The sequence below is a fragment of the Microbacterium sp. 10L49 genome (assembly GCF_056395125.1).
The window spans coordinates 392,330-414,711 of sequence record NZ_JBFTIW010000004.1 but is presented as its reverse complement, the minus strand read 5'-3'; the positions used below and the strand labels follow the sequence as shown (position 1 = coordinate 414,711).

Genomic DNA, 22,382 nt, shown 5'->3' with positions numbered 1-22,382 from the left:
TCCCCTCCGCCTTGCGACGATCTGCACACGGCGCGACGATCTGCACACGGATAGCCCGCACGGCGTGTGCAGATCGTCGCAGGCTGTGCAGATCGTTGCGGCCCGCGATCTCGCGCGAGCTCAGTGCCCTTCGAACAGCGGCGGGCGCTTCTCCTGGAACGCGGCGAAGCCCTCGCGGTAGTCATCCGTGTCGCAGAGCGCCGCCTGGGCCGCGTTCTCCTGGCGCATCGACTGCCACAGCCCGAGACGCTCATCGCGGAGAGCGGCGACGAGGCGCTTGCTCGCGACGAAAGCGGCCGTCGCGCCCTTCGCCGCGCGCGCGGCAGCCTCGAGGGTGGCGTCGTGCACCATCTCGGGGAGCATCGCCTGCGAGAACAGCCCCGCGGTCACCGCCTCGGATCCGCTCATCAGCCGGCCGGAGTAGATGAGGTCGAGGGTGCGGTGCGCGCCGAGCCGCTCCACGAACAGGGCGTGCCCGCCCGAGTCGAGCGTCGCGCCGAGGGCGGCGAACGGGGATCCGATCTTCGCGGTGTCGGCGACATAGACGACATCCGTCGCGATGAGCAGGCCCAGGCCCACCCCGAGGCACGCACCCTGCGCCGCCGCGAAGGTGGGCGCCGGGAACGCCGACATGCGCTGCATCACGGGCGTGACGATCCCGTCGAGATAGCCCATGACGTCGTCGTCCCGGGGGTCGACGCCCGAGATGTCGCGCCCCGCGCAGAACGCCCGGCCCTCGCCGGTCAGCACGAGCGAGCGCACTCCGGCGCGCTCCGCCTCGGCGTAGGCGTCTCCGAGGTCGCGCACGGCCTGCTCGTCGAGGGCATTGAGCTTGGCGGGATTGTTCAGCGTGATGTGGGCGACGGCGCCGTCGATCGCGAGGTCGATCATGGTTCCTCCTTGGTCGCTGGGCTTGTCGAACGGGCTGAGCTTGTCGAAGAGGCAGGGCCCGCGCGCTCAGACGTCGTAGTCGACCACGACGCGATCCGTCGTGGGGTGGGACTGGCAGGTGAGCACGTAGCCGCGGTCGAGCTCGTCCTGCTCGAGCGCGTAGTTCTCGGTCATCGTGACGGATCCGTCGACGAGGCGCGCCCGGCACGTGCCGCAGACGCCGCCTGCGCAGGCGAACGGCACGTCGGGACGCACGCGCAGCGCCGCGTTCAGGATCGACTCGTTCGCGGACACCGGGGTGTCCACGGAGCCGGACTGGCCGTCGAGGGTGAACTCGATCGTGCGCACCGGCTCGTCCTCGCGCACCTCGATCGGGCGTCCCGCCTCCGGCCGCTCCTGCCCCGGCTCGCCCGTAGTGAACAGCTCGTAGCGCACGTGCGCGGACTCGACGCCGATGTCGGCGAGGGTGTCGCGGCAGAGCTGCACGAGATCGAACGGCCCGCACAGGAACCACTCGTCGACGGTCGCCGGCAGCACGAGCGCGTCGAGGATGCCGCGCAGGCGCTCCTCGTCGATGCGGCCCGACAGCAGCGGAGCCGAGCGCTGCTCGCGGGTGAGGACGTGGTGCACCGCGAAGCGCGCCGGATAGCGGTCCTTGAGGTCGGCGAGGTCGTCCAGGAACATCACGTCGGTCGCCCGGCGGTTCGTGTAGACGAGGGTGAAGCGGCTGGTCTCGGAGCGCGCGAGCACCGTCGCGGCGAGCGCCATGAGCGGCGTGATGCCCGACCCCGCGGCGATGCCGACGACGTGCGCCTCGTCGAGGGCGGCGAGCGCCGAGGTGAAGGTCCCCTGCGGACTCATCACGTCGATGCGGTCGCCCGCGTGCAGCTCGCTCTGCGCCCACGTGGAGAAGCGGCCTCCGCGGTCGCGCTTGATCGCGACGCTGACGGATCCGGGCGACGGCGGACGGCAGAGGGAGTAGGAGCGTCGCACCTCGTGCCCGTCCAGCTCGGCGCGCAGGGCGACGTGCTGCCCGGCGAGGTAGTCGAACTCCCCTGCCAGTTCCTCCGGCACCGCGAAGGTCACCTCGATGGCCTCATCGGTGAGCGGTCGCACCTCTTGCACAGCGAGGGTGTGGAAGCGGGTGCGCCGGCGGGGCGATGCCGGGGCGCCTGCGCCCCTTGAGGAGCCGCCGACCACGCTGTTGAGAAGCGCCCCGGCGACCCGCTCGGTGGCGGCGGCATCGGTGGCGCGGGCGGGCGACGGCGTGTCGAGGTGCCAGAGCGTCATCAGATCGCCTTCAAGTGGTCGAAGGGCTCGAGGCACGCGCGGCACTCGTAGAGCGCCTTGCACGACGTGGAGCCGAAGCGGGAGAGCTCGCGGGTGTCCAGGGATCCGCAGCGCGGACAGCGCACGCCGAGCGAGACGCGCACCGGCCCCTGCGCCCGTCGCAGGGCCGCGTGGCCGCTGGGCGGGGCGATGCCGTACTCGGTGAGCTTGCGCTTGCCCTCGTCGCTCATCCAGTCCGTCGTCCAGGCGGGAGCCAGCACCAGGCGCACCTCGACGCTGTCGAAACCCGCGCGAAGGAGGGCGAGCTCGACGTCGTCCCGGATCGCATCCATCGCCGGGCAGCCGCTGTAGGTCGGGGTGATGTCGACGCGGATCCGGTCGCCGTCGACGACGACATCGCGCAGCACGCCGAGGTCCTCGATGGTCAGCACCGGCACCTCCGGATCCTTCACCGCGGCCGCCGCCTCCCAGGCGCGCTCGCGCGACCCGGGGTCGCCGAGTCCGCTCGCTGGTCCCGAATTGCCCTGATTCCGCACCGATGGCGGCAATTCGCGACCAGCGAGCGGGGTGGGCCGAGAGGCGGACGCGGTCACCAGGTCACCCCCGGGTGCCGACGGGCGAGCACCTGCATCTCGGACAGCAGATGCCCGAGCTCCGTGGCGTGGGAGCCGTGCCGGCCACCACCGGCGGAGGTCGGTCCGGCGGGGATCTTCAGCTCGGCCTCGGCGAAGACCGCCGCGACCACAGCGTCGAAGCCCGCCCGCAACGTGGGGGGGCGCACGGCCGCGTCGCCGAGGCGGTCGATCAGCTCCTCGTCGCGGAACAGCTCGGCGGCGTAGGGCCAGACGTCGCCGAACGCCCGGATGATCCGCGCACGCGACTCCTCCGTGCCGCCGGCCAGGCGCAGCACCCACTGCACGGCGTGGTCGCGGTGGTAGTCGACCTCCTTGACCGCCTTCTCGGCGATCGCGGCGAAGGTCGGATCCGTGCTGGAGCGCAGCGCGGAGTACAGCTCGAGCATGTAGGTGCTCACGAGGAACTGCCGCGCGATCGTCTGCGCGAAATCGCCGTTCGGCTGCTCCACGAGCCAGCAGCTGCGGAATTCCGCCTCGTCGCGGAAGTAGGCGAGGTCGTCCTCGCTGCGCCCGTCCCAGGATCCGGCGTACCGGAGGAACGAGCGGGCGTGCCCGAGCAGGTCCAGGGCGATGTTGCCGAGCGCCACGTCCTCCTCGAGCTCGGGCGCGTAGGTGATCCACGCGCCGAGCTGCTGCGAGAGGATCAGCGCGTCGTCGCCCAGCCACAGCGCGTACTCCGCGATGTCGGCGGATCCGGCGCGCTCCCCCGAACCGGCGAGCTCCTCGGCGAGCGCGAGCGCGTCGACCGAGACGTCGCCGTGCGGGTCGATCGCGCCGTCCAGATCCGGTCCCTGAGCCTGTCGAAGGGCGCTCATAGGTGCGGCACCCCCTCGGAGGCCGTGTAGTACACGGCGTGCCGGTAGTTCTTGCCGGCCGGGCTCTCGAAGAACGCACCCTTGTCGTCGGGGTCGCTCGTGGTGATCGCGTCGGCCGGGACGACCCAGACCGACGTGCCCTCATTGCGCCGGGTGTACAGGTCGCGCGCGTTGCGCAACGCCATGTCGGCGTCGGGGGCGTGCAGGGATCCGACGTGCACGTGGCTGAGTCCGCGGTTCGCACGCACGAAGACCTCGAACATGGGCCAGGTCTCCTCGGGGGATGCTCCGGGAGTGGTCATGCCGCCACCTCCTGCCGCAGGGCCTGCTTGCGGGCGTACTCCGCGGCCGCCTCGCGCACCCACGCGCCCTCTTCGTGCGCGTCGCGGCGACGCTGCAGCCGTTCGGCGTTGCACGGGCCGTTGCCGCGCACCACCTCGAAGAACTCGTCCCAGTCGATCTCGCCCATCGCGTACTGCCCGGTCTCCTCGTCGAAGCGGAGCTCGGGATCCGGCAGCGTCACGCCGAGGATCTCGGCCTGCGGCACGAGCATGCCGACGAAGCGCTGGCGCAGGTCGTCGTTCGAGAAGCGCTTGATCTTCCACTGCATCGATTGGGCCGAGTTCGGCGACTGGTCGTCGGGCGGGCCGAACATCGCGAGCGCCGGCCAGTACCAGCGGTTCACCGCGTCCTGTGCCATGGCGCGCTGCTCCTCGGATCCCTGCATGAGGGTGAGCAGGATCTCGAACCCCTGCCGCTGATGGAAGGACTCCTCCTTGCAGATGCGCACCATCGCGCGCCCGTACGGCCCGTACGACGCACGGCACAGCGGCACCTGGTTGCAGATCGCTGCGCCGTCGACGAGCCAGCCGATCGCGCCCATGTCGGCCCAGGTCGGCGTCGGGTAGTTGAAGATCGAGGAGTACTTCGCCTTGCCGTCGATGAGCTGCTGCATCATCTGATCGCGCGTGATGCCCAGCGTCTGGGCGGCGGAGTAGAGGTAGAGCCCGTGCCCCGCTTCGTCCTGCACCTTCGCCATCAGGATCGCCTTGCGCTTGAGGCTCGGAGCGCGCGTGATCCAGTTGCCCTCGGGCTGCATCCCGATGATCTCGGAGTGCGCGTGCTGGGAGATCTGCCGGATCAGCGTCTTGCGGTACGCCTCCGGCATCCAGTCGCGCGGCTCGATGCGCTGCTCGTTCTCGACGAGCTCGTCGAAGAGGGCCTGCGCGTCGAGGTCCCGCACCTCGGCCACCGGTGGAACAGTCATCGTCGACTCCCTGTGCTGGTTCAACAGTGTGTGAATTACCTACCGTTCGTACAGTAATTATGGCACACTCGAAACGTTCGCAGAAGAACGGCTCTTCTCGAACCGGATCCATGCCCGCCCGTTCGAAGGAGAACCGATGGCAGAACCCGTCACCGAACTTCGCCCGATGATGCGACGCGATCGCGCGTCGACCGCTCTCGGCATGCGCGTGGAGGTGGATGAGCCGGGCCGCGCCGTGGTCTCGATGACCGTGCGCGACGACATGCTGAACGGCTTCGGCATCACGCACGGCGGGCTGGTTTTCGCGCTCGCCGACACGACATTCGCGATCGTCTGCAACGAGGACGAGCAGGTGACCGTCGCCGCCGGTGCGGACATCACGTTCCTGAAGTCCACGAGGGAGGGCCAGGTGCTCACCGCCACGGGGTCGCGCCGCGCGCGCAACGGCCGCACGGGCCTGTACGACATCACGGTGACCGACGAGACCGGCGACATCGTCGCCGAGTTCCGCGGCCGCTCCCTCACTACGAACCGTCCTTTCCCGAAGGAGAACGCATGACCGAGATCGCGACGGACCGGGTCACGAACGCCGACGCGCTACGGCTGGATCCCGAGCAGCTGCGCGCGCTGCAGCTCGAGCGCCTGCAGTGGTCCGTGCGCCACGCGTATGAGAACGTGCCGTTCTACCGCCTGGCTTTTCAGAGCGCCGGGATCCATCCCGATGACATCCGTACCCTCGCCGACATCGCGCGTCTCCCGTTCACCACCAAGAACGACCTGCGCGAGTACTACCCGTTCGGCATGTTCGCGGTGCCGATGGCCGATGTGCGGCGGATCCACGCCTCATCGGGTACCACGGGCCGTCCGACGGTGGTCGGCTACACCGAGACCGACCTGGACAACTGGGCCGATCTCATCGCCCGCTCGCTGAGCGCCGCCGGAGTCCAGCCCGGCTGGAAGGTGCACAACGCCTACGGCTACGGCCTATTCACCGGCGGCCTTGGCGCGCACGCCGGCATCGAGCGCCTCGGCGCGACGGTGATCCCGATGTCGGGCGGGCAGACCGCCAAGCAGGTGCAGCTCATCGGCGACTTCGAGCCCGACGCGATCATGTGCACGCCGACCTACCTCCTCACGATCGCGGATGCGATGGAGGCGGCGGGGATCGATCCGCGCTCCACTTCACTCAAGGTCGGAATCCTCGGCGCAGAGCCCTGGACCAATGAGATGCGCCACCAGATCGAGCAGCGGCTGAACATCGACGCCGTCGACATCTACGGGCTCAGCGAGGTCATGGGCCCGGGCGTCGCGATGGAGGCGGCGGCCACGAAGGACGGCCCGCACATCTGGGAGGACCACTTCCTGCCCGAGATCATCGACCCCGAAACGGGCGAGCCCGTCGCCGACGGCGAGCCGGGCGAGCTGGTGTTCACCTCGCTCACCAAGCAGGCGTTCCCCGTGATCCGCTACCGCACCAGGGATCTGACCCGGCTGCTGCCCGGATCCGCGTTCCCGGCGATGCGGCGGATGGAGAAGATCACCGGCCGCGATGACGACATGATCATCCTGCGCGGCGTGAACCTGTTCCCCACCCAGATCGAGGAGATCGCGCTCGGCATCGAGACGCTCACCCCGCATTTCGTGCTGGAGCTCACCCGGCAGCGCCACCTCGACTCCCTCACAGTGCGGATCGAGCGGCACCCCGACATCGACCCCGCCGCAGCGCAAGCCGCCGCCGAGGTGCTGAAGCTGCGGATCAAGACGTCAATCGGCACGTCGGTGGAGGTGCAGGTCGAGGAGCCCGGATCCCTCCCCCGCAGCGAGGGCAAGTACAAGCGCCTGTACGACCTCCGCTGAGCCGCACCCGGGGTCGTTGAGCGACCCGAAGGCGAGACGAAACGCGGCACCCCGCAAGGACACCACACCCCCGGTCGTTGAGCGAGCGTAGCGAGACGAAACGCCGCACCTCACAAGAGCACTGCGTTTCGTCTCGGTCGGCTCCGCCGTCCTCGCTCAACGACCCCGGGTTCTGGCGCTCCAGCCGCGGATCGCATCCAGACCGCCCTCGATGAAGGCGGCACGCTTCGCGTGACTCCACCCCTGGATCCGCTTCTCCCAGGCGAATGCTTCGTCGACGCGCTCGAACTCGGCGTGCCAGACCAAGGTCACGGGCAGTCGTCTGCGTGTGTATGCGGCGCCCTCCCCCGCGGCGTGCTGCTCCATTCGGCGCTCGAGATCGTTCGTGCTGCCCGCGTAGAAGGTGCCGTCACTGCACCTCAGGATGTACGCGTAACCCGTCATCCAGCGAAGTTAGCCCGAGCCACGGACACCCCACCTGGGGTCGTTGAGCGAGCGAAGCGAGACGAAACGCGGCGCCCTCGTGAGAGCACCGCGTCTCGTCTCGGTCGGCTCCGCCGTCCTCGCTCAACGACCCCGGGGGGTGAAGCCCTCGTCAGGCCGGGGCCAGCTCCTTCTCCACGAGCGTCAGGACGTCGTAAGTCGCCACGATCTCGTCGCGCTGGTTGTGGATCACCGCGTCCCAGCGCACCTCGCCGTATTCGTCGGTCTCCCGCGGCGTGATCTGCTTCGCCGTGAGGGTCACCCGGATCGCATCACCGGGCTTCACCGGCGTCACGAAGCGCAGGTTCTCCAGTCCGTAATTGGCGAGCACAGGCCCTGGCTCGGGCGAGACGAACAGCCCGGCCGCCCAGGACACCAGCAGGTAGCCGTGCGCGACCCTCCCGCCGAAGAACGGGTTCGCCTCGGCGGCCTCCTCGTCCATGTGCGCGTAGAAGGTGTCGCCGGTCGAGTACGCGAACGCCTCGATGTCCGCGAGCGACAGCTCGCGCAGCCCCGATTCGACCTGGTCGCCGAGTCGCAGTTCCGCCAGCGACTTCCGGAACGGGTGCACCGCGCGGTCCGTGCCGGCGCCGGTGTGCCAGACGCCCGTGATCGCGGTGAGGATCTCGGGAGTGCCCTGGATCGCGGTGCGCTGCATGAAGTGCGTGACCGCGCGGATCCCGCCGAGCTCCTCACCGCCGCCGGCGCGCCCCGGGCCTCCGTGCACCAGGTGCGGCACCGGGGAGCCGTGCCCGGTCGAGGTCTTCGCGTCGTCGCGGTTCAGGAACAGCACGCGTCCGTTGTACGCAGCGATACGGGTGAGCAGCTCGGTCGCGACCTCCGGATCCCTGGTCGCGACAGAGGTCACCAGCGATCCCCCGCCGAGTCCGACGAGCTCGGCGGCCTCGGCGACGGTCGTGTACCCGAGCACGCTCGAGACCGGGCCGAACGCCTCGATCTCGTGCACGGCAGGCGACGTCGTGTCCGCGAAGCCCACCAGCATCGGCGCGATGAAGGCGCCTTCCGGGGCGGGGCCGGTCGTGCCGTCGGCGTGGACGACGTCCGGTGCGTCCACGGATCCCAAGAGCAGCTCGCCGCCGGCCTCGCGCAGCGCCGCGACCTGGCGCAGCACCTCGTCGCGCTGCGCGATCGAGACCAACGGTCCCATCGTGACGGACGCGGCATGCGGGTCGCCGATCACGACGCGCTCGGCGATCTTCGCCCGAAGCGCCTCGACGAGCGGGTCCACGAGCGGCGCCGGCACGATCGCCCGGCGGATCGCCGTGCACTTCTGCCCTGCCTTCGTGGTGAGCTCGATCATGAGCTGCTTCACGTAGGCGTCGAACTCCGGGGTGTCCGGCGTCGCATCGGGACCGAGGACTGAGGCGTTGATCGAGTCGGTCTCGCTCGTGAAGCGCACCCCGTCGGCGGTCTGGGCGCGCAGACCCGCCGCGGTCGAAGCGCTTCCGGTGAAGGCGACGAGGTCTCCGAGGCGCAGCAGGTCGAAGATCCCGGGGAGGGATCCGCTGACCAGCTGCAGGGAACCGTCCGGCAGCAGTCCGGAGTCGGTGAGGATCCGCACCCACGCCTCCGCGATGTAGCCCGTCGGGGTCGCGGGCTTCACGATCGAGGGCACGCCGGCGAGGAAGGCCGGGGCGAACTTCTCCAGCGCACCCCACATCGGGAAGTTGAAGGCGTTGATCTGCACGGCGACGCCGGGCAGGCGCGTGTAGACGTGCCGGCCGAGGAAGGATCCGTCCTTGGAGAGCGGCTCGACCGGGCCGTCCAGGACGACCTTCGCGTTCGGCAGTTCGCGACGCCCCTTGGACGAGTACGTGAACAGCACGCCGATGCCGCCGTCGACGTCGGCGTAGGAGTCGCGGACCGTCGATCCGCTGCGCTTGGAGAGCTCGTACAGCTCCTCCTTGTGGGCGGTGAGCTCCACGGCCATCTGCTTGAGCAGCATCGCCCGCTGGTGGAAGGTGAGCACGCCGAGGCTCTGCTGGCCCACGGTGCGCGCGTAGTCCATGGCGCCGGCGAGGTCGATGCCCGCAGAGTCGACCCGGACGATCTCCTCGCCCGTCGATGCGTCGCGCACGATCGTGCCGGCCTCGGACGCGGAGGTCCACCAGGCTCCCTGCAGATAGCTGGGCAGCAGCTCGGTCATGTCATTCGCTCCATTCGTAGAATCCCCGGCCGGTCTTGCGGCCCAGGTGTCCATCGGCGACCAGATCGCGCAGCAGCTGCGGCGGCGCGAACCGCGCCCCGAGCTTCGCCTCGAGCTCCTCGGCGATCCCGAGCCGCACGTCGAGGCCGACGATGTCGGTGGTGCGCAGAGGCCCGGTCGGATGCCGGTAGCCGAGCTCCATCGCGGCGTCGATGTCGGCGGCGGTCGCCACGCCCTCCTCCAGCATCCGGATCGCCTCCAGCGCGATCGCCACGCCCAGCCGGCTCGATGCGAACCCCGGTGCGTCTGCGACCACGACCGCGGTCTTTCCCAGGGCGGCGACCCAGCCCCGGGCGTCGTCGACGAGCTCCTGGTTCGTGGACGCTCCCACGACCACCTCGACGAGCGAAGAGGCGGGCACGGGGTTGAAGAAGTGCAGGCCGAGGAACCGCTCCGGGTGAGCGAGCTCCGCGCCGAGGTCGTCGATCGAGATCGAGGACGTGTTGGACGCGATCGCGGCGCGCGGTTCGACCATCGCCTCGATGCGGCGCAGGCTCTCTACCTTGAGGGCACGGTCCTCGGGAACGGCCTCGACGACGAGTCCGGCATCGGCGAACGCGGCGGCGTCGATGCTCGTCTCGAAAGCTCCCTCGAGCGCGGCGATCGTGCGTTCGGTGCTCCCGCGGTCGACGGAGCGCTGCAGGCTCGTGCGGATCCGCTCTCCCGCCGCTGCCGCTGCGGCCTCGTCCCGCTCGACCACGACGACCTGGGATCCGGCGAGCAGGAACGCGTGCGCGATGCCGGCGCCCATCCGTCCCCCGCCCAGCACACCGACCCGGTCGGGAGCCGCCGTCAGCTCGAGCGCGTGGGGATCCTGTCCGCTCATCGGCGGCTCCTCCGTTCCAGGAAGGCGGTCATCCGCCGGTGCTTCTCCGGGCTCTCGAACAGCTCGGCCTGCAGCTCCAGCTCGATCTCGGGATGCCGGTCGGGCGGGGCGAGCAGGGCCGTCTTGGTGTGCCGGGTGGCGAGCGGATCGTTCGCGGCGACGCGGTCGGCCACCGCATGTGCCGCCGCGAGCAGATCCTCCGACTCGTGCAGCGACGACAGCAGCCCCCAGGCGAGCGCCTCCTGCGCGCCGAGCTGGCGCCCGGTCAGCAGCAGCTCGGTGGCACGCGCCTCGCCGACGATCTGCGGCAGCCGCCAGGTCGCTCCGGCCGCAGCGATGATGCCGAGCCCGGTCTCCGGGTTGCCGATGCGCGTGGACGGGGTGCCGATGCGGATGTCCGCCGCGTAGGCCAGCTCCGCACCGCCGCCGAGGGCGTAGCCGTCGACCGCCGCGATCACGGGCATCGGCAGCTGCCGGATGCGCCGGAACGCGGTCGTGTTGATGCCGGCCCGCGCGTCCTGTGCGCGGCGGTCGCGCAACTGGGCGATGTCGGCGCCGGAGGCGAAGATCCCGCCGGATCCGATCAGGATCAGGATCCGCGGATCCTCCTCGAGCTCGGCGCACAGCGCGTGCAGCTCATCGATCATGGCCTGATCGATCGCGTTGCGGGTCTCGGGCCGGTCGAGCGTCGCGGTGACCCTGGTCTCCGTGCGTTCGATGCGCAGGCGCCGAGCCGTCGATGCGTCGGCCATCAGACCCGCTCCACGATCATCGCGGTGCCCTGTCCGACTCCGACGCACATGGTCGCCAGCCCGTACCGGACCCCCTCGCGCTCCATTCGGCCGAGCAGCGTGATCAGGATCCGGCTGCCGCTGGAGCCGAGTGGATGACCGAGCGCGATGGCGCCGCCGTCGGCGTTCACGATGTCCGGGTCGAGGCCGAGCCTTCGGATCGAGGCGAGCGACTGCGTGGCGAACGCCTCATTCAGCTCGACCGCGCCCAGGTCGGCCACGGTGAGCCCCGCCTTCGCGAGCGCCTTCTCCGTCGCGGGCACCGGGCCCAGCCCCATGATCTCCGGGGCGAGCGCGGCCGACGCAGAGGCGACGATGCGCGCCCTCGGTGTCAGTCCGTGCCGATCCACCGCGGCGGATCCGGCCACGACGATCGCGGAGGCCCCGTCGTTCAGCGAGGAGGCGTTGCCCGCGGTGACCACGCTGCCGCCCGCGACCACGGGCCGCAACCCCGCGAGCACCTCGAGCGTGGTGTCGCGGCGCGGGCCCTCGTCGGTGTCGACGAGTCCGCCGCGCGGCGTGGGCACCGGCACGATCTCCGGAGCAAGGCGCCCGGCATCGATCGCAGCGATCGCCCGCTGGTGGCTGCGCAGGGCGAACGCGTCGGCATCCTCGCGGGTGATGCCGTCGAGGCGCGCGACCTCTTCCGCGGTCTCCGGCATCGAGTAGGTGGCCTTGTCACGCGCGGCGAGGCGCGGATTCGTGAACCGCCAGCCGATCGAGGTGTCGAACGCCTCACCCGGTTTCGCCCAGGCGCGCTCGGGTTTGGCCTGCACCCAGGGGGCGCGCGTCATCGACTCCACGCCACCCGCGATCATCACGTCGGCGTCGCCGGCTCGGATCGCCTGCGCGGCGAGGGCTGTGGCCGTCATCCCTGAGGCGCAGAGCCGGTTCACCGTGAAGGCCGGCAGCGCATCGGGGAAACCGGCGAGCAGCACGGCCATGCGCGCGACGTTGCGGTTGTCCTCCCCCGCCTGGTTCGCGGATCCGAGGACCACCTCATCGAACGCGTCATCGGGCACGCCGGCACGCTCGGCGGCCTCGCGGATGACGAGCGCGGCCAGATCGTCGGGCCGAACGCCGGCGAGAGCGCCGCCGTATCGTCCGACCGGCGTGCGCGCACCGCCGATGAGGTAGGCCTCCGACATGCTCGTCCTCCCGGGGTCGTCGTCGACAGGGGTGCTTCGGATCGGGATCCGACTGTTTCCCGACCGATCGTTCAGTAAAAGAATGTCAGACGGATCCCGAGCGGGCAAGTCCGCCCGCGAGGCCGATGAGGGAGAATGATGCGGATGAGCACCGGATCCGCGCACGCCGCCGATGAATCGAGCGTCGCCGACGCGCCCGAGATCGCCGACGCCGAGCACGCCGCACCGCGCGCACGCCGTGGACGCCCCGGCTACGACCGCGCGCAGGTGCTCGAGATCGCCGTGCGTCTCTTCAACGAGCAGGGTTACGACGGCACGAGCGTGTCATCGCTGGCGACCGCGCTCGGACTCAGCAAAGCCGCGCTGTATCACCACTTCACATCGAAGGAGCAGATCCTCGAGATCGCCCTCGACGACGCGCTCGGCGGGTTGGAGTCGGTGCTCGACGGGGCGCTGGCCGACGAGGGCACGGCCGCCACGCGGCTGGTGACGGTGATCGCCGGGGCCGTGCGCGTGCTCACGAGCAGGTTGCCCCAGGTGACGCTGCTGCTGCGCGTGCACGGCAACAGCGAGGTCGAGCGCGCCGCCCTGGAGCGCCGCCGCATCTTCGATCAGCGCGTCGCGCACCTGGTCGGGCAGGCGCAGCAGGAGGGCGCCCTGCGTCGCGACATCCGCCCCTCGGTGACGACGAGGCTCATGTTCGGCATGATCAACTCGATCATCGAGTGGTATCGGCCCGCGCATACGTCACTCACCCCCGAGGAGCTGGTGAACGACGTCACTCGCGTGATCTTCGACGGCCTCCGCGCGCGCTGAGAGAAGCCTCCGACCCCGGACAGCAGAACGCCCCGCGCTCGTCGAGCACGGGGCGTTCCAGAAGCGGTGCGGGTCAGGCAGCAGCCTTCTTGTCGTTGCTGCTCAGCACCCGGAACAGCAGTGCGGCGATCGCGGCGCCGACCAGCGGGGCCACGATGTACAGCCACAGGTTGCTCCAGGCGAACTGGCCGCTGATGGAGAGGCCGAGTGCGACGGCGGGGTTGAACCCACCGCCCGAGACGCCGCCGACCGAGACGGCGCCGACGAAGACGGTGCCACCGATGGCCAGGCCGTAGAACGAGTTGTTGTCGTTGTCCTTCGAGGTCGCGACGTTCAGCACGACCCAGACGAGGACGAGGGTGAACAGCGCCTCGACCAGGAAGGCCGGACCGACCTTGATCTCGGTCGCCTTCTCGGCGTGCGGCCAGACCACGAAGCTCACCAGTGCCGCGAGCGCGCCGCCGATGAACTGGGCAACGATGTACGCAACGAAGTCCGTGACGCCGATGGCACCGCGGATGAGGGCGCCGAACGACACGGCGGGGTTGAGGTGGCCGCCGGAGATGTGCCCCGAGGCGTAGATGAGAACCGTCAGCGCGAGGCCGATCGCCAGCGGCGTCAGCGGGCTCTTGCTGTTGACCGCGCCGATGATGCTGAACACGAAGAGGAACGTCGAGATCGCCTCAGTAAGCGCCTTTCCAGCAGTACCAGTCATTTTGAATGCCTTTTCTGTCAGGTCGAGGGTGAGGGCGGAATCTCCCGCACGCCGGCCGGCGCACCCTGGATTGCCGAGCCAGAATACCGGGTTCCTGTCAATCAGCTGGGAACCGAAGCAACATTCCGACGGATCCAGGCGGAAAACTCTTGACCCTCGAGCCGGATCATCATATTCTTTCATTATTCGATAGAGCAATTCCATCATTCGGAATACAGAGCGAGAGAAGAGGCGATGATGCCCCAGACCCCCGGCACGCAGAACCACCGCCCCGAGCGCCAGGGCGACGTCGCACGACGCGCGGCGATCTACCCGCTCATCGACGTCGACCCCGACTTCCACATTCCGGCCCGCCGCGAGGGCGCCCTCACGAGGATGCTCGTGGCGCTGCGTATCCTGCCGCAGGCCTCCTGACACGGAAACGGTGCGCGATCGCGGGCCCCGCGATCGCGCACCGTTCCGCGCTGTCAGCCTCGTTCGCCCAGCACCTCGCGCAGGCGCGCGGCGAAACCCTCCGGATCGCTGGGGAACCCCGGCTGCTCGGTGAATCCGCCGTGGTTGCTCGGGAAGACGGTCGCCTCGATCCCGAGCGCGGCGGCGACCGCCCGTGCCGCGCGCGCCGGAATGGTCTCTCCGGATTCGGCACCGAACGCGATCACGAGGCGTTCGCCGAGACCCTGGAGCGCCGCGATCTCCGGCAGGTAGGCGAGAGTCGCCGGCATGTTGCGGAAGAGCGGATCCGTCCGGCTGCCATCGTCGGCCGTCGGCAGTCCGAACATCGAGGGGTCGGGTGCCGGGCCGTCGAGGTACCCCTCAGGCACCGGGCCGTCGAGCATCACGAACTGGATGAACTTCGCCAGCGCCGGGCCGCTCCCCTCCGCTGCGAAGGTGCGCTTCATGTCGGCCGTCACCGCGAGCACGGCATCCCGGTCAGGCAGGAAGTCGGCCACGGGAGGCTCATGCACCACAGCGATGCGGACATCGTCGGGATTCGCAGCGAGCAGGGCGAGCAGGTTCACGCCTCCGCCGCTGCTGCCGAACGCATCGACCGGTCCGACGCCGAGCGCGGCGATCACGCGGTGCAGGTCGTCAGCGTGCCGCTGCACCGTGATGTCCGCGGTGCCGACCGGATTGCGCCCCGCGCCGCGCGGGTCGTAGGTGACGACCGGACGGTCGCCGAAATGCGAGGCGAGGATCTGGAATCCCGTCGCGTCCATCGGCGCACCGAACAGGAACAGCGCCGGCCGTTCGACGCTCGCCGTGGCGAGATCACCATGGATGTCGTACGTGATCGCGTCATCGCCCTCGCCGACCGTGCGGGTGACGACGGTCCGTGCTGCGCTGTCCGACATGCTTCCTCCTCGAGATTAAATACAACTGATTGGTTGTAGATTACGTCGCGTCTGCGGGAACCGCAAGAGCGCATCGCCCCGTCTCGGATCGTCCGCTGCTCTCGCCGCGACGACGCTCACGATCTAACGTGGATCCATGGCAGGCAGAGCCGAGACCTTCCTCGAGATCGACGGCGCCCAGGTGCGCGTATCGCACCCCGACAAGGTCGTCTTCCCGCAGGCGGGGCTGACCAAGCTCGACCTCGTCGAGTACTACCTTGCGGTGGCGGACGGAGCGCTGCGCGGAGCCGGCGGGCGTCCTATGGTGCTCAAGCGGTTCGTGAAGGGCATCGACGCCGAGCCGTTCTTCCAGAAGCGGGTGCCCGAGCATCCCGACTACATCGGCACCGCGGTGCTGCGCTATGCGTCGGGCAATTCCGCGGAGGAGGCGGTCCTCACCGATGCCGCGGGGCTCGCCTGGATCGTGAATCTCGGCTGCCTCGATCTCAACCCGCATGCGGTGCGCGCGGCCGACCTGGAGCACCCCGACGAGCTGCGGGTCGATCTGGATCCGATGCCCGGCGTCGAATGGTCGCAGATCGTCGACACGGCCCTCGTCGTGCGCGAGGTGCTCGATGACTGCGGGCTCGTGGGCTGGCCCAAGACCAGCGGCTCCCGGGGCATGCACATCCTGGTCCGGATCCAGCCCGAGTGGGACTTCGCCGCCGTGCGCCTCGCTGCCGAGACGCTGGCGCGCGAGGTGGAGGCCAGGGCGCCCGGGCTCGCCACCGCGCGCTGGTGGAAGGAGGAGCGCGGCGAGAGCGTGTTCGTCGACTTCAACCAGAACGCGAAGGACCGCACCGTCGCCTCCGCGTACTCGATCCGCGCCCTGCCGGATGCGCGCGTGTCGACTCCGCTCGCCTGGGACGAGGTGCGCCGACGCCGCCCGGACGAGTTCACGGTGCCGACCGTGCGCACGCGCTTCGCCGAGATCGGCGATCCGCATCGGGGCATCGATCGGGAGGCGGGGTCGCTGTCAGCGCTGCTCGCTCTGGCCGAAAAGCTGGGTCCGGCGGAGAAGCCACCGCGCGGATCCGATGGATCCGGGCGCCGCGCTTCGACCATGCCGCTCATCGAGATCGCCCGCACGAAGACCAAGCCCGAGGCGCTCGCTGCGCTCGAGCAGTGGCGTGAGACGCATGCGTCCGTGGCGTCGATGCTGCATCCGGCCGATGTCCTGATCGACGGGATGCGCGGATCGAGCTCGCTCTGGTACCGCGTGCGGGTCAATCTGCAGCATGTGCCCGAGGAGCAGCGTCCAGCGCAGGAGCCGCTGCTCGCCGACTACGACCCGTGGGCCGGGAAGAGCTGGCAGGGCTGACGGGCGCGGCCGTCATCATCCGTTCCAGCGTTTCGCGGAGGGCCTGCTCCTCCCGCTCCGTCGCACACTGGACAGCACTCTGCGAGCGGGCGTAGAACAGTCGGCAGAGGAAGGGGCGGAGATGCCCGAGGACGCGGCCGCGAAGTTGTTCCGGGGCGGGGTCCCCGACGCCTACGAGCAGCTCATGGTGCCCCTCATGTTCCGGCCCTTTGCCGACGACATGGTCGCCCGGGCCGTGGCACGCAATCCTGTTGCGGTGCTCGAGCTGGCCGCGGGGACCGGTGCAGTCACGCGCGGGCTCGCGACCGCGCTGCCAACCGGCAGCACGTTGGTCGCCACCGATCTCAATGCCGGCATGCTCGCCGTCGCCGAAGCTCGCGGCGCGCCCCGGCCGGCAGGCGCCCCCGCCGTGGTCTGGCAGCCCGCCGATGCCCAGGCCTTGCCCTTCGACGATGCGACCTTCGACCTCGTGGTGTGCCAGTTCGGCGTCATGTTCTTCCCGGATCGGCCGGCCGCACACGCTCAGGTGCGACGAGTGCTGCGACCCGGAAGCACCTACCTGTTCTCGGCATGGGACTCGATCGCCACCAACGCCGTCGCCCTGGCGGTCGATGAGGCCTATCGCCGGGTGCTCCCGGACGCGCCGCCGAATGTGGTCACCCGCGTCGCACACGGGTATCACGACGCGGAGACCATCCGCCGGGACGCCGAGGCCGGCGGCCTCATCGTCGACGCGGTGGAGGCGGTCGACCTGATCGGGACGGCGGAGTCGGCGGCAGCTGCCGCGGTCGCGATCCCGCGGGGTACACCGATGCGTGCAGAGCTCGAGCCGTACGGGGACGAGGTGCGTGCCCGCATCGAGGCGATCGCGGCGGAGCTGCTCGAGCAGCGCTTCGGCCCTGGACCGATCCGCACGCCGATCCGCGCGTTCGTGGCGACCGCGCACCGCTGATCTGGCGAGCCTTGCGGCCCGGCCCGCGAGGTGCGATCCTTCCATTAATTCCTCAATTGATGAATTAGTGGAAGGATCATCCGTGGACCGCGACGAACCCCAGCCGAGCGCATCCCTCGTCCTCGATCTCGCGCAGCTCTCGGCCGCCGAATTCTTGGCGGTGGGCGGGAAGGCGGCCAATCTCGGCGAACTCATCCGCGCCGGCTTCGACGTGCCCTCGGGGTTCTGCATCACCACCGCGGCGTATCGCCGCACGGTGCACGGCACCGTCATCGAGGAGGGAACGATGACCGACGCCTCGGCCGCACGCGCCGCCGTCATGGCGGCACCGATCCCGGCCGAAGTGGAGAGCGCCGTCCGCGCGGCCTACTCCCGGCTCGGCGCCGGGCCGGTCGCGGTGCGCTCCTCCGCCACCGCTGAAGATCTCCCCGGCGCGAGCTTTGCCGGCCAGCAGGACACGTACCTCGGCGTCACGGGCATCCACGACGTGCTCAGCGCCGTGCAGCGCTGCTGGGCATCGCTCTGGACCGACCGCGCCGTGGCGTACCGCAATGCGCACGACATCGGCGGCGCGGGCATTGCCCTGGCTGTCGTGGTGCAGACGATGGTCGAGGCCGAGTCCGCCGGAGTGCTTTTCACCGCGGACCCCGTGACAGGCCGGCATCGCCAAGCGGTGCTCGATGCGGCGCGCGGGCTCGGCGAGTCGGTCGTCTCCGGATCCGTGGATCCGGATCACTTCGTGATCGACACCGCCACGGGCCGTATCCTCGAACGCCGGCGCGGTGGCGGCGATGCCGTGAGCGTCACCGACGCGCAGGTCGTGGCGCTCGCGTCCCTCGGCGATCGCGTGGAGCGCGCGTTCGGGGCACCGCAGGACATCGAGTGGGCCACCGACGGCGACGGCAAGCTGTGGCTCACGCAGTCGCGGCCGATCACGACTCTGTATCCGGTTCCGGTGCGCGATGCGCCCAAGCCGCCGGATGAGATCCGCGCCTTCTTCTGCATCAGCCTGGCCCAAGGGCTGCGTCGGCCGATCACGCCGATGGGGATCGCGGCGTTCCGCGTGATCGGTGCCGGCTTCCTGGACCTCATCGGCCGCCGTCCGGCACGGATCGTCGACGGCCCCGGAGGCCTCGCCGTGGGCGGCGATCGCCTGTTCGTCGACGCGACCCCGATCGTCCGCTCTGCGGCGGGGCGCGCGATCTTTCCGCGGGCCCTCGACGTCATGGAGGCGCGGTCTGCGGTCGTGCTGCGCGGCCTGTTCGAGGATCCGCGGTTCGCCGTCGCCCCCGGTTCGCGCCGGCGCTTCCTGCGCGCGTTCCTCCATGCCGCCGCCCGTATCCGTGCTCCGTTCGTGGTCGCACAGGCGCTCGCCGAACCGCGTGCGGCACAGCGTCGCGTGCGCCGTCTCGAGGCCGAAGTGCGCGCGTTCGACGCCCCATCGGGCACGATCGCGGATCGTGTCGACGGCGTGGTCGACCTCATCTTCCGGGCGATGCCGTACGCACCGCGCAGCCTTCCCGGCGCAGCCGCCGGCTTCGCGATGCTGGGCCTCGCACAGCGCCTGCTGGGCCCGGCGATCCGGCCGGGCGACATCCAGGCGGTACTGCGCAGTGCACCGGACAACGTGACGACGCAGATGGATCTCGACCTGTGGGAACTCGCCGTGCGCGCGCGTGCTGACGCCGACTCGGCCGTCGCCTTGGAGACCAGTTCTGCGCGAGAACTCGCCGACGGTTTCCTCGACGGCGTGCTGCCGCCCGTGCTGCAGCACGCGATGGCCGCCTTCCTCGATCGTTTCGGTCATCGCGCGGTCGCCGAGATCGACCTGGGGATGCCGCGATGGGCCGACGATCCCGCGCACTTGTTCGGCGTGCTGTCCGGCTATCTCCGCCTCGGTGCAGACGCGGACACCCCGGCCCAGCACTTCGCCGAGGGCGCAGCCGAGGCCACAGCCATGATCGAGACGCTGTACCGTCGTGCGCGCCCGCACCGGCGGATTCGCGCCCGCGTCGCGCGCGGCTGCCTGCGGCGGGCGCGCGCACTCGTGGGGATGCGGGAAGCGCCGAAGTATCTGGTGATCCTGGCGCTGCGGCGGGCGCACGAGACGATGCTCGGGATCGGGCACGAGCTCGCGGCGACCGGTACGCTCGCGAACCCTCAGGACGTGTTCTTCCTCGATTTCGAGGAGACGAAGCGCGTCGCCGCGGGCGACGATCTGCGCGCCGTGATCCATGAGCGTCGCGCCCGCTACGACACTGAACTGCAGCGCAGGCATGTGCCGCGCGTGCTGCTGTCGGATGGGACAGAGCCTGAAGCGATCGGCACCGCCGCAGCGGTCGCGGAGGGCGCGCTGAGCGGCACGCCCGCATCGGCAGGAACAGTCACGGGGATCGCCCGCGTCATCGTGGATCCGGTCGGCGCCGAGCTGCAGCCGGGAGAGATCCTCGTCGCGCCGTCGACCGACCCCGGCTGGACGCCACTCTTCCTCACGGCCGGCGGCCTGGTCATGGAGATGGGGGGCGCGAACAGCCACGGCGCGGTCGTCGCCCGCGAGTACGGCATCCCCGCGGTCGTCGGCGTCGCCCGCGCGACCGAACTGATCTCGACCGGAGATGAGGTGACTGTCGACGGCGCGGCGGGCGTGATCTCCCATTAGCGCGACCAGCCGTCCCCGCGCAGCCGAGCCGCGTGGCCGAGTACGCGAAAACCCCCGGGGCAACCGGGGGTTTTTGTCTGTAGCAGGAGCGGGGCTTGAACCCGCGACCTCACGATTATGAGTCGTGCGCTCTCACCAACTGAGCTACCCTGCCGCACGGCATCCGATGGATACTGCGAGCCCCGAGTCAGGATTGAACTGACGACCCCTTCCTTACCATGGAAGTGCTCTGCCACTGAGCTATCGGGGCGTGCTGCCCTCAGAGGGCAACCAGACGAGAATACCAAAGAATCGGCGCGTGGCCGAATCGAGGCGACCCCGCCGTCACACGGGCGTGTCCGCGTTCGCCCCGGCCGATCTCAGCGAGGTTCGAGGATGCGTCTGCGCAGCTCCGCGACGAGATCCGCGCTGCCGGCGAGGTTCAGACGGCGTGCGACATCGGGCCCTTCCGGGCGGGCGAACACGCCACCCGCCTCCTGCACGAGAAGCGCTCCCGCTGCGAAGTCCCACGGGCTCAGGCCGCGCTCGAAGTATCCGTCGAGACGTCCCGCCGCTACATACGCGAGGTCGGTCGCGGCGCTGCCCCCGCGGCGAAGGTCGCGGGCCACGGGCATGACCCGGCCGACCGTGGCGAGGTCTCCTGCGTGGGTGCTCGGGTCGTACCCGAAACCCGTGGCGAGCAGGGCGCCGGCGGCCCCGGGCTCGGCGATGCGGAGGCGCTCGCCGTTCAGGTAGGCGCCCTCACCGCGAACCGCGGAGAACGTCTCCCCCAGCACCGGTGACTGCACCACGCCGGCGAGCGCCGTCCAGCGATCGGGATCGCTGCCGCCCTCGACGATGGCGATGCTCACCGCGTACAGCGGGATCCCCGATGCGTAGTTGACCGTCCCGTCGATCGGGTCGACGACCCAGGTGATGCCCGTGGTCCCCTCGCCACCGCCGGTCTCCTCGCCGAGGAAGCCGTCCCCCGGACGCTCAGCATCCAGGCGCGCACGGATCAGCGCCTCCACCTCGCGATCCGCCTCGGTCACGATGTCGGCCAGTGTCGACTTGCTCGCCGCGATCGAGACACCTTCAGCCCGCCGACGTCGAGCCAGCTCCCCCGCCTCGCGGGCGATGTCGATCGCGAGGTCGCGGAGTTCGACGGCGGTCACGAGGCGGCCGGCGGCGTCGGCCCGGCAGACGGAGCAGGCGGCGCGGGCGGGAACGCCGGAATCGCCGGCGCCGACGGAGCAGCCGGATCCGTCTCGGCCGCCGCAGTCTCCGAGTGCAGTGCGCCCGTCAGGCCGTGGCCACCCGCGACAGCCTCGGGAGCCGCCGCGGCAGCCTCGGCCGCGGACTCCGCGGGGATCGCGGGCTGCGACGGAGTCGGCACAGCGGACGCCGGCGGGGTCGCCGCGGCCGGCTGCCCCGGGATCGTCGCTCCCGGCGAAGGCACGCCCGTGTAGTACGCGTTCCAATCGGGGCTGCCGTCCGCGAAGAAGGGCAGGGGCGTGCGCCCGTCGGCATAAGTGGGCCACGGCTGCGGCTCGGCCGCCGGGTACGCCACGGCGGCCGGCGCGGCGTAGGCCACGAGGGCCGGTGCGCCCGGCGCAGGGCGCTTCGGGGCGAACAACGCGTTCAGCAGCGGGATCAGCATCGTGCCGACCGCGGTGAGGATCGTGAGGGCGACCACGATCCGCCAGTACAGCTCCTGGTAGTCGAACGTGTGCGGGAAGGTCAGGTAGAACACCAGCATCACGACCAGGGACGCGAGGAACGCGTACGTCACCCAGACGATCCCCCGGGTGAACGCGGTCTCGTGGCGGGCCGCCGCCTTCTGGAACAGCCGTACGTGCAGCAGCGCGAGCTGCAGGATGCCGACGACGAGGATCAGCTGGAAGAAGCGCTCCACGCCACCGAAGTAGCTGTCATCCGGCAGCCAGATCTTCACCGCACCGACCAGCAGCGCCACGATCCAGGTGATCATGCTGAGCAGCGCGAGCCAGTCCTGACGGTTCGGCGCGAGACTGGCCTCGAGGATCGCGATCGCCGCGAACCCGGCGAGCAGCACGATCGTGAGGAACGCCCGTCCGATCAGGCCCTGCTGATCGCCGATGAGCACCCACACGACGCACACCAGGGCGGCGGCGATGAGGGCTCCGATCGCGATCCAGATCGCTCCTCGGATGAGCAGTGAAGTGTTCGGCCCGGACTTGGCCGTCGTCGTGTTCGCCATGGGGTCCCCCGTCTGTCGTGCTCTCATCCTCGCACGCGATGTCGCGGCTTCTGCGGGCGATGCACGATCAGGGGAGAACT

At 70.2% G+C, this 22,382-nt stretch carries 22 protein-coding genes and 2 tRNA genes; 7 read left to right on the top strand and 17 right to left on the bottom strand.

What is annotated here, in order from left to right:
- Positions 1-120: 120 nt before the first annotated feature.
- The 6 genes from AC1DCT_RS14985 to paaA all read right to left on the bottom strand — a co-directional run bounded on the left by AC1DCT_RS14985 (position 121) and on the right by paaA (position 4,898).
- The gene (locus AC1DCT_RS14985) at positions 121-891 is read right to left on the bottom strand and encodes an enoyl-CoA hydratase/isomerase family protein (protein ID WP_477231065.1); all 771 of its coding nucleotides are present in this window, start codon (positions 889-891) and stop codon (positions 121-123) included.
- Positions 892-957: 66 nt separating this feature from the next.
- A complete protein-coding gene (gene paaE / locus AC1DCT_RS14980; protein WP_477231066.1) occupies positions 958-2,181 on the bottom strand; it encodes a 1,2-phenylacetyl-CoA epoxidase subunit PaaE in 1,224 nt (407 codons plus the stop codon).
- Entirely contained in the window at positions 2,181-2,717 is a 537-nt protein-coding gene (gene paaD, locus AC1DCT_RS14975) for a 1,2-phenylacetyl-CoA epoxidase subunit PaaD (protein ID WP_477430503.1), read from the bottom strand. The genes paaE and paaD overlap by 1 nt, the downstream gene beginning before the upstream one ends.
- A 53-nt stretch (positions 2,718-2,770) precedes the next feature.
- Entirely contained in the window at positions 2,771-3,631 is an 861-nt protein-coding gene (gene paaC, locus AC1DCT_RS14970; protein WP_477430116.1) for a 1,2-phenylacetyl-CoA epoxidase subunit PaaC, read from the bottom strand.
- Positions 3,628-3,933, bottom strand: coding sequence for a 1,2-phenylacetyl-CoA epoxidase subunit PaaB (gene paaB / locus AC1DCT_RS14965; RefSeq protein ID WP_233310351.1), 306 nt, complete (start codon positions 3,931-3,933; stop codon positions 3,628-3,630). The genes paaC and paaB overlap by 4 nt, the downstream gene beginning before the upstream one ends.
- Complete coding sequence (gene paaA / locus AC1DCT_RS14960; RefSeq protein ID WP_477430114.1) at positions 3,930-4,898, bottom strand: 1,2-phenylacetyl-CoA epoxidase subunit PaaA; 969 nt, start codon at positions 4,896-4,898, stop codon at positions 3,930-3,932. The genes paaB and paaA overlap by 4 nt, the downstream gene beginning before the upstream one ends.
- A 136-nt stretch (positions 4,899-5,034) precedes the next feature.
- Here paaA and paaI point away from each other — a divergent pair, with 136 nt between their 5' ends.
- Both paaI and paaK read left to right on the top strand, forming a co-directional pair.
- Positions 5,035-5,457 (top strand): hydroxyphenylacetyl-CoA thioesterase PaaI, encoded by a 423-nt coding sequence (gene paaI / locus AC1DCT_RS14955; RefSeq protein WP_441977135.1) that lies wholly within the window; start codon positions 5,035-5,037, stop codon positions 5,455-5,457.
- The gene (gene paaK / locus AC1DCT_RS14950; RefSeq protein ID WP_477430112.1) at positions 5,454-6,755 is read left to right on the top strand and encodes a phenylacetate--CoA ligase PaaK; all 1,302 of its coding nucleotides are present in this window, start codon (positions 5,454-5,456) and stop codon (positions 6,753-6,755) included. Before paaI ends, paaK begins: the two co-directional genes overlap by 4 nt.
- Before the next feature lie 156 nt (positions 6,756-6,911).
- Here paaK and AC1DCT_RS14945 read toward each other — a convergent pair whose 3' ends face one another.
- The 5 genes from AC1DCT_RS14945 to AC1DCT_RS14925 form a co-directional block, all read right to left on the bottom strand.
- Positions 6,912-7,199 carry a GIY-YIG nuclease family protein gene (locus tag AC1DCT_RS14945; RefSeq protein ID WP_440733583.1) on the bottom strand — a complete coding sequence of 96 codons (288 nt, stop codon included), beginning with the start codon at positions 7,197-7,199 and terminating at the stop codon, positions 6,912-6,914.
- A gap of 151 nt (positions 7,200-7,350) precedes the next feature.
- Entirely contained in the window at positions 7,351-9,405 is a 2,055-nt protein-coding gene (gene paaZ / locus AC1DCT_RS14940; protein WP_477430110.1) for a phenylacetic acid degradation bifunctional protein PaaZ, read from the bottom strand.
- 1 nt (position 9,406) lies between these two features.
- Complete coding sequence (locus AC1DCT_RS14935; RefSeq protein ID WP_477231070.1) at positions 9,407-10,291, bottom strand: 3-hydroxyacyl-CoA dehydrogenase family protein; 885 nt, start codon at positions 10,289-10,291, stop codon at positions 9,407-9,409.
- Positions 10,288-11,043: an enoyl-CoA hydratase/isomerase family protein gene (locus AC1DCT_RS14930; RefSeq protein ID WP_477430108.1), complete on the bottom strand. Its 756-nt coding sequence runs from the start codon at positions 11,041-11,043 to the stop codon at positions 10,288-10,290. The genes AC1DCT_RS14935 and AC1DCT_RS14930 overlap by 4 nt, the downstream gene beginning before the upstream one ends.
- Complete coding sequence (locus AC1DCT_RS14925) at positions 11,043-12,230, bottom strand: thiolase family protein (protein WP_477430106.1); 1,188 nt, start codon at positions 12,228-12,230, stop codon at positions 11,043-11,045. Before AC1DCT_RS14925 ends, AC1DCT_RS14930 begins: the two co-directional genes overlap by 1 nt.
- Before the next feature lie 144 nt (positions 12,231-12,374).
- Here AC1DCT_RS14925 and AC1DCT_RS14920 point away from each other — a divergent pair, with 144 nt between their 5' ends.
- Positions 12,375-13,046, top strand: coding sequence for a TetR/AcrR family transcriptional regulator (locus AC1DCT_RS14920; RefSeq protein WP_477231073.1), 672 nt, complete (start codon positions 12,375-12,377; stop codon positions 13,044-13,046).
- A 73-nt stretch (positions 13,047-13,119) separates the two neighbouring features.
- Here the strand turns inward: AC1DCT_RS14920 and AC1DCT_RS14915 are convergent, their stop codons facing one another.
- Entirely contained in the window at positions 13,120-13,761 is a 642-nt protein-coding gene (locus AC1DCT_RS14915) for an MIP/aquaporin family protein (RefSeq protein ID WP_477231074.1), read from the bottom strand.
- A gap of 234 nt (positions 13,762-13,995) precedes the next feature.
- Here AC1DCT_RS14915 and AC1DCT_RS14910 point away from each other — a divergent pair, with 234 nt between their 5' ends.
- Entirely contained in the window at positions 13,996-14,175 is a 180-nt protein-coding gene (locus AC1DCT_RS14910; protein ID WP_440733590.1) for a hypothetical protein, read from the top strand.
- A gap of 53 nt (positions 14,176-14,228) precedes the next feature.
- Here AC1DCT_RS14910 and AC1DCT_RS14905 read toward each other — a convergent pair whose 3' ends face one another.
- Positions 14,229-15,113 (bottom strand): alpha/beta hydrolase, encoded by an 885-nt coding sequence (locus tag AC1DCT_RS14905; protein ID WP_477231075.1) that lies wholly within the window; start codon positions 15,111-15,113, stop codon positions 14,229-14,231.
- 136 nt (positions 15,114-15,249) lie between these two features.
- Between AC1DCT_RS14905 and AC1DCT_RS14900 the strand changes: the two genes are divergently transcribed.
- The 3 genes from AC1DCT_RS14900 to AC1DCT_RS14890 all read left to right on the top strand — a co-directional run bounded on the left by AC1DCT_RS14900 (position 15,250) and on the right by AC1DCT_RS14890 (position 20,084).
- Positions 15,250-16,473, top strand: a complete 1,224-nt coding sequence (locus AC1DCT_RS14900; protein ID WP_477231076.1) for a DNA polymerase domain-containing protein — start codon at positions 15,250-15,252, stop codon at positions 16,471-16,473.
- Positions 16,474-16,594: 121 nt separating this feature from the next.
- On the top strand, positions 16,595-17,425 hold the full coding sequence (locus AC1DCT_RS14895) for a class I SAM-dependent methyltransferase (RefSeq protein ID WP_477231077.1): 831 nt from the start codon (positions 16,595-16,597) through the stop codon (positions 17,423-17,425).
- Positions 17,426-17,507: 82 nt separating this feature from the next.
- Positions 17,508-20,084, top strand: coding sequence for a PEP/pyruvate-binding domain-containing protein (locus tag AC1DCT_RS14890; RefSeq protein WP_477430104.1), 2,577 nt, complete (start codon positions 17,508-17,510; stop codon positions 20,082-20,084).
- Between the two features lie 80 nt (positions 20,085-20,164).
- On the opposite strand, the gene AC1DCT_RS14885 is transcribed toward AC1DCT_RS14890, so the two are convergent.
- From AC1DCT_RS14885 to AC1DCT_RS14870, 4 genes are all read right to left on the bottom strand, one after another.
- A tRNA-Met gene (locus AC1DCT_RS14885) sits at positions 20,165-20,238 on the bottom strand.
- A 24-nt stretch (positions 20,239-20,262) separates the two neighbouring features.
- Positions 20,263-20,334 (bottom strand) — tRNA-Thr (locus AC1DCT_RS14880).
- A 109-nt stretch (positions 20,335-20,443) separates the two neighbouring features.
- Entirely contained in the window at positions 20,444-21,238 is a 795-nt protein-coding gene (locus AC1DCT_RS14875) for an inositol monophosphatase family protein (protein WP_477430102.1), read from the bottom strand.
- Complete coding sequence (locus tag AC1DCT_RS14870) at positions 21,235-22,302, bottom strand: hypothetical protein (protein WP_477231080.1); 1,068 nt, start codon at positions 22,300-22,302, stop codon at positions 21,235-21,237. Before AC1DCT_RS14870 ends, AC1DCT_RS14875 begins: the two co-directional genes overlap by 4 nt.
- Positions 22,303-22,382: the final 80 nt, after the last annotated feature.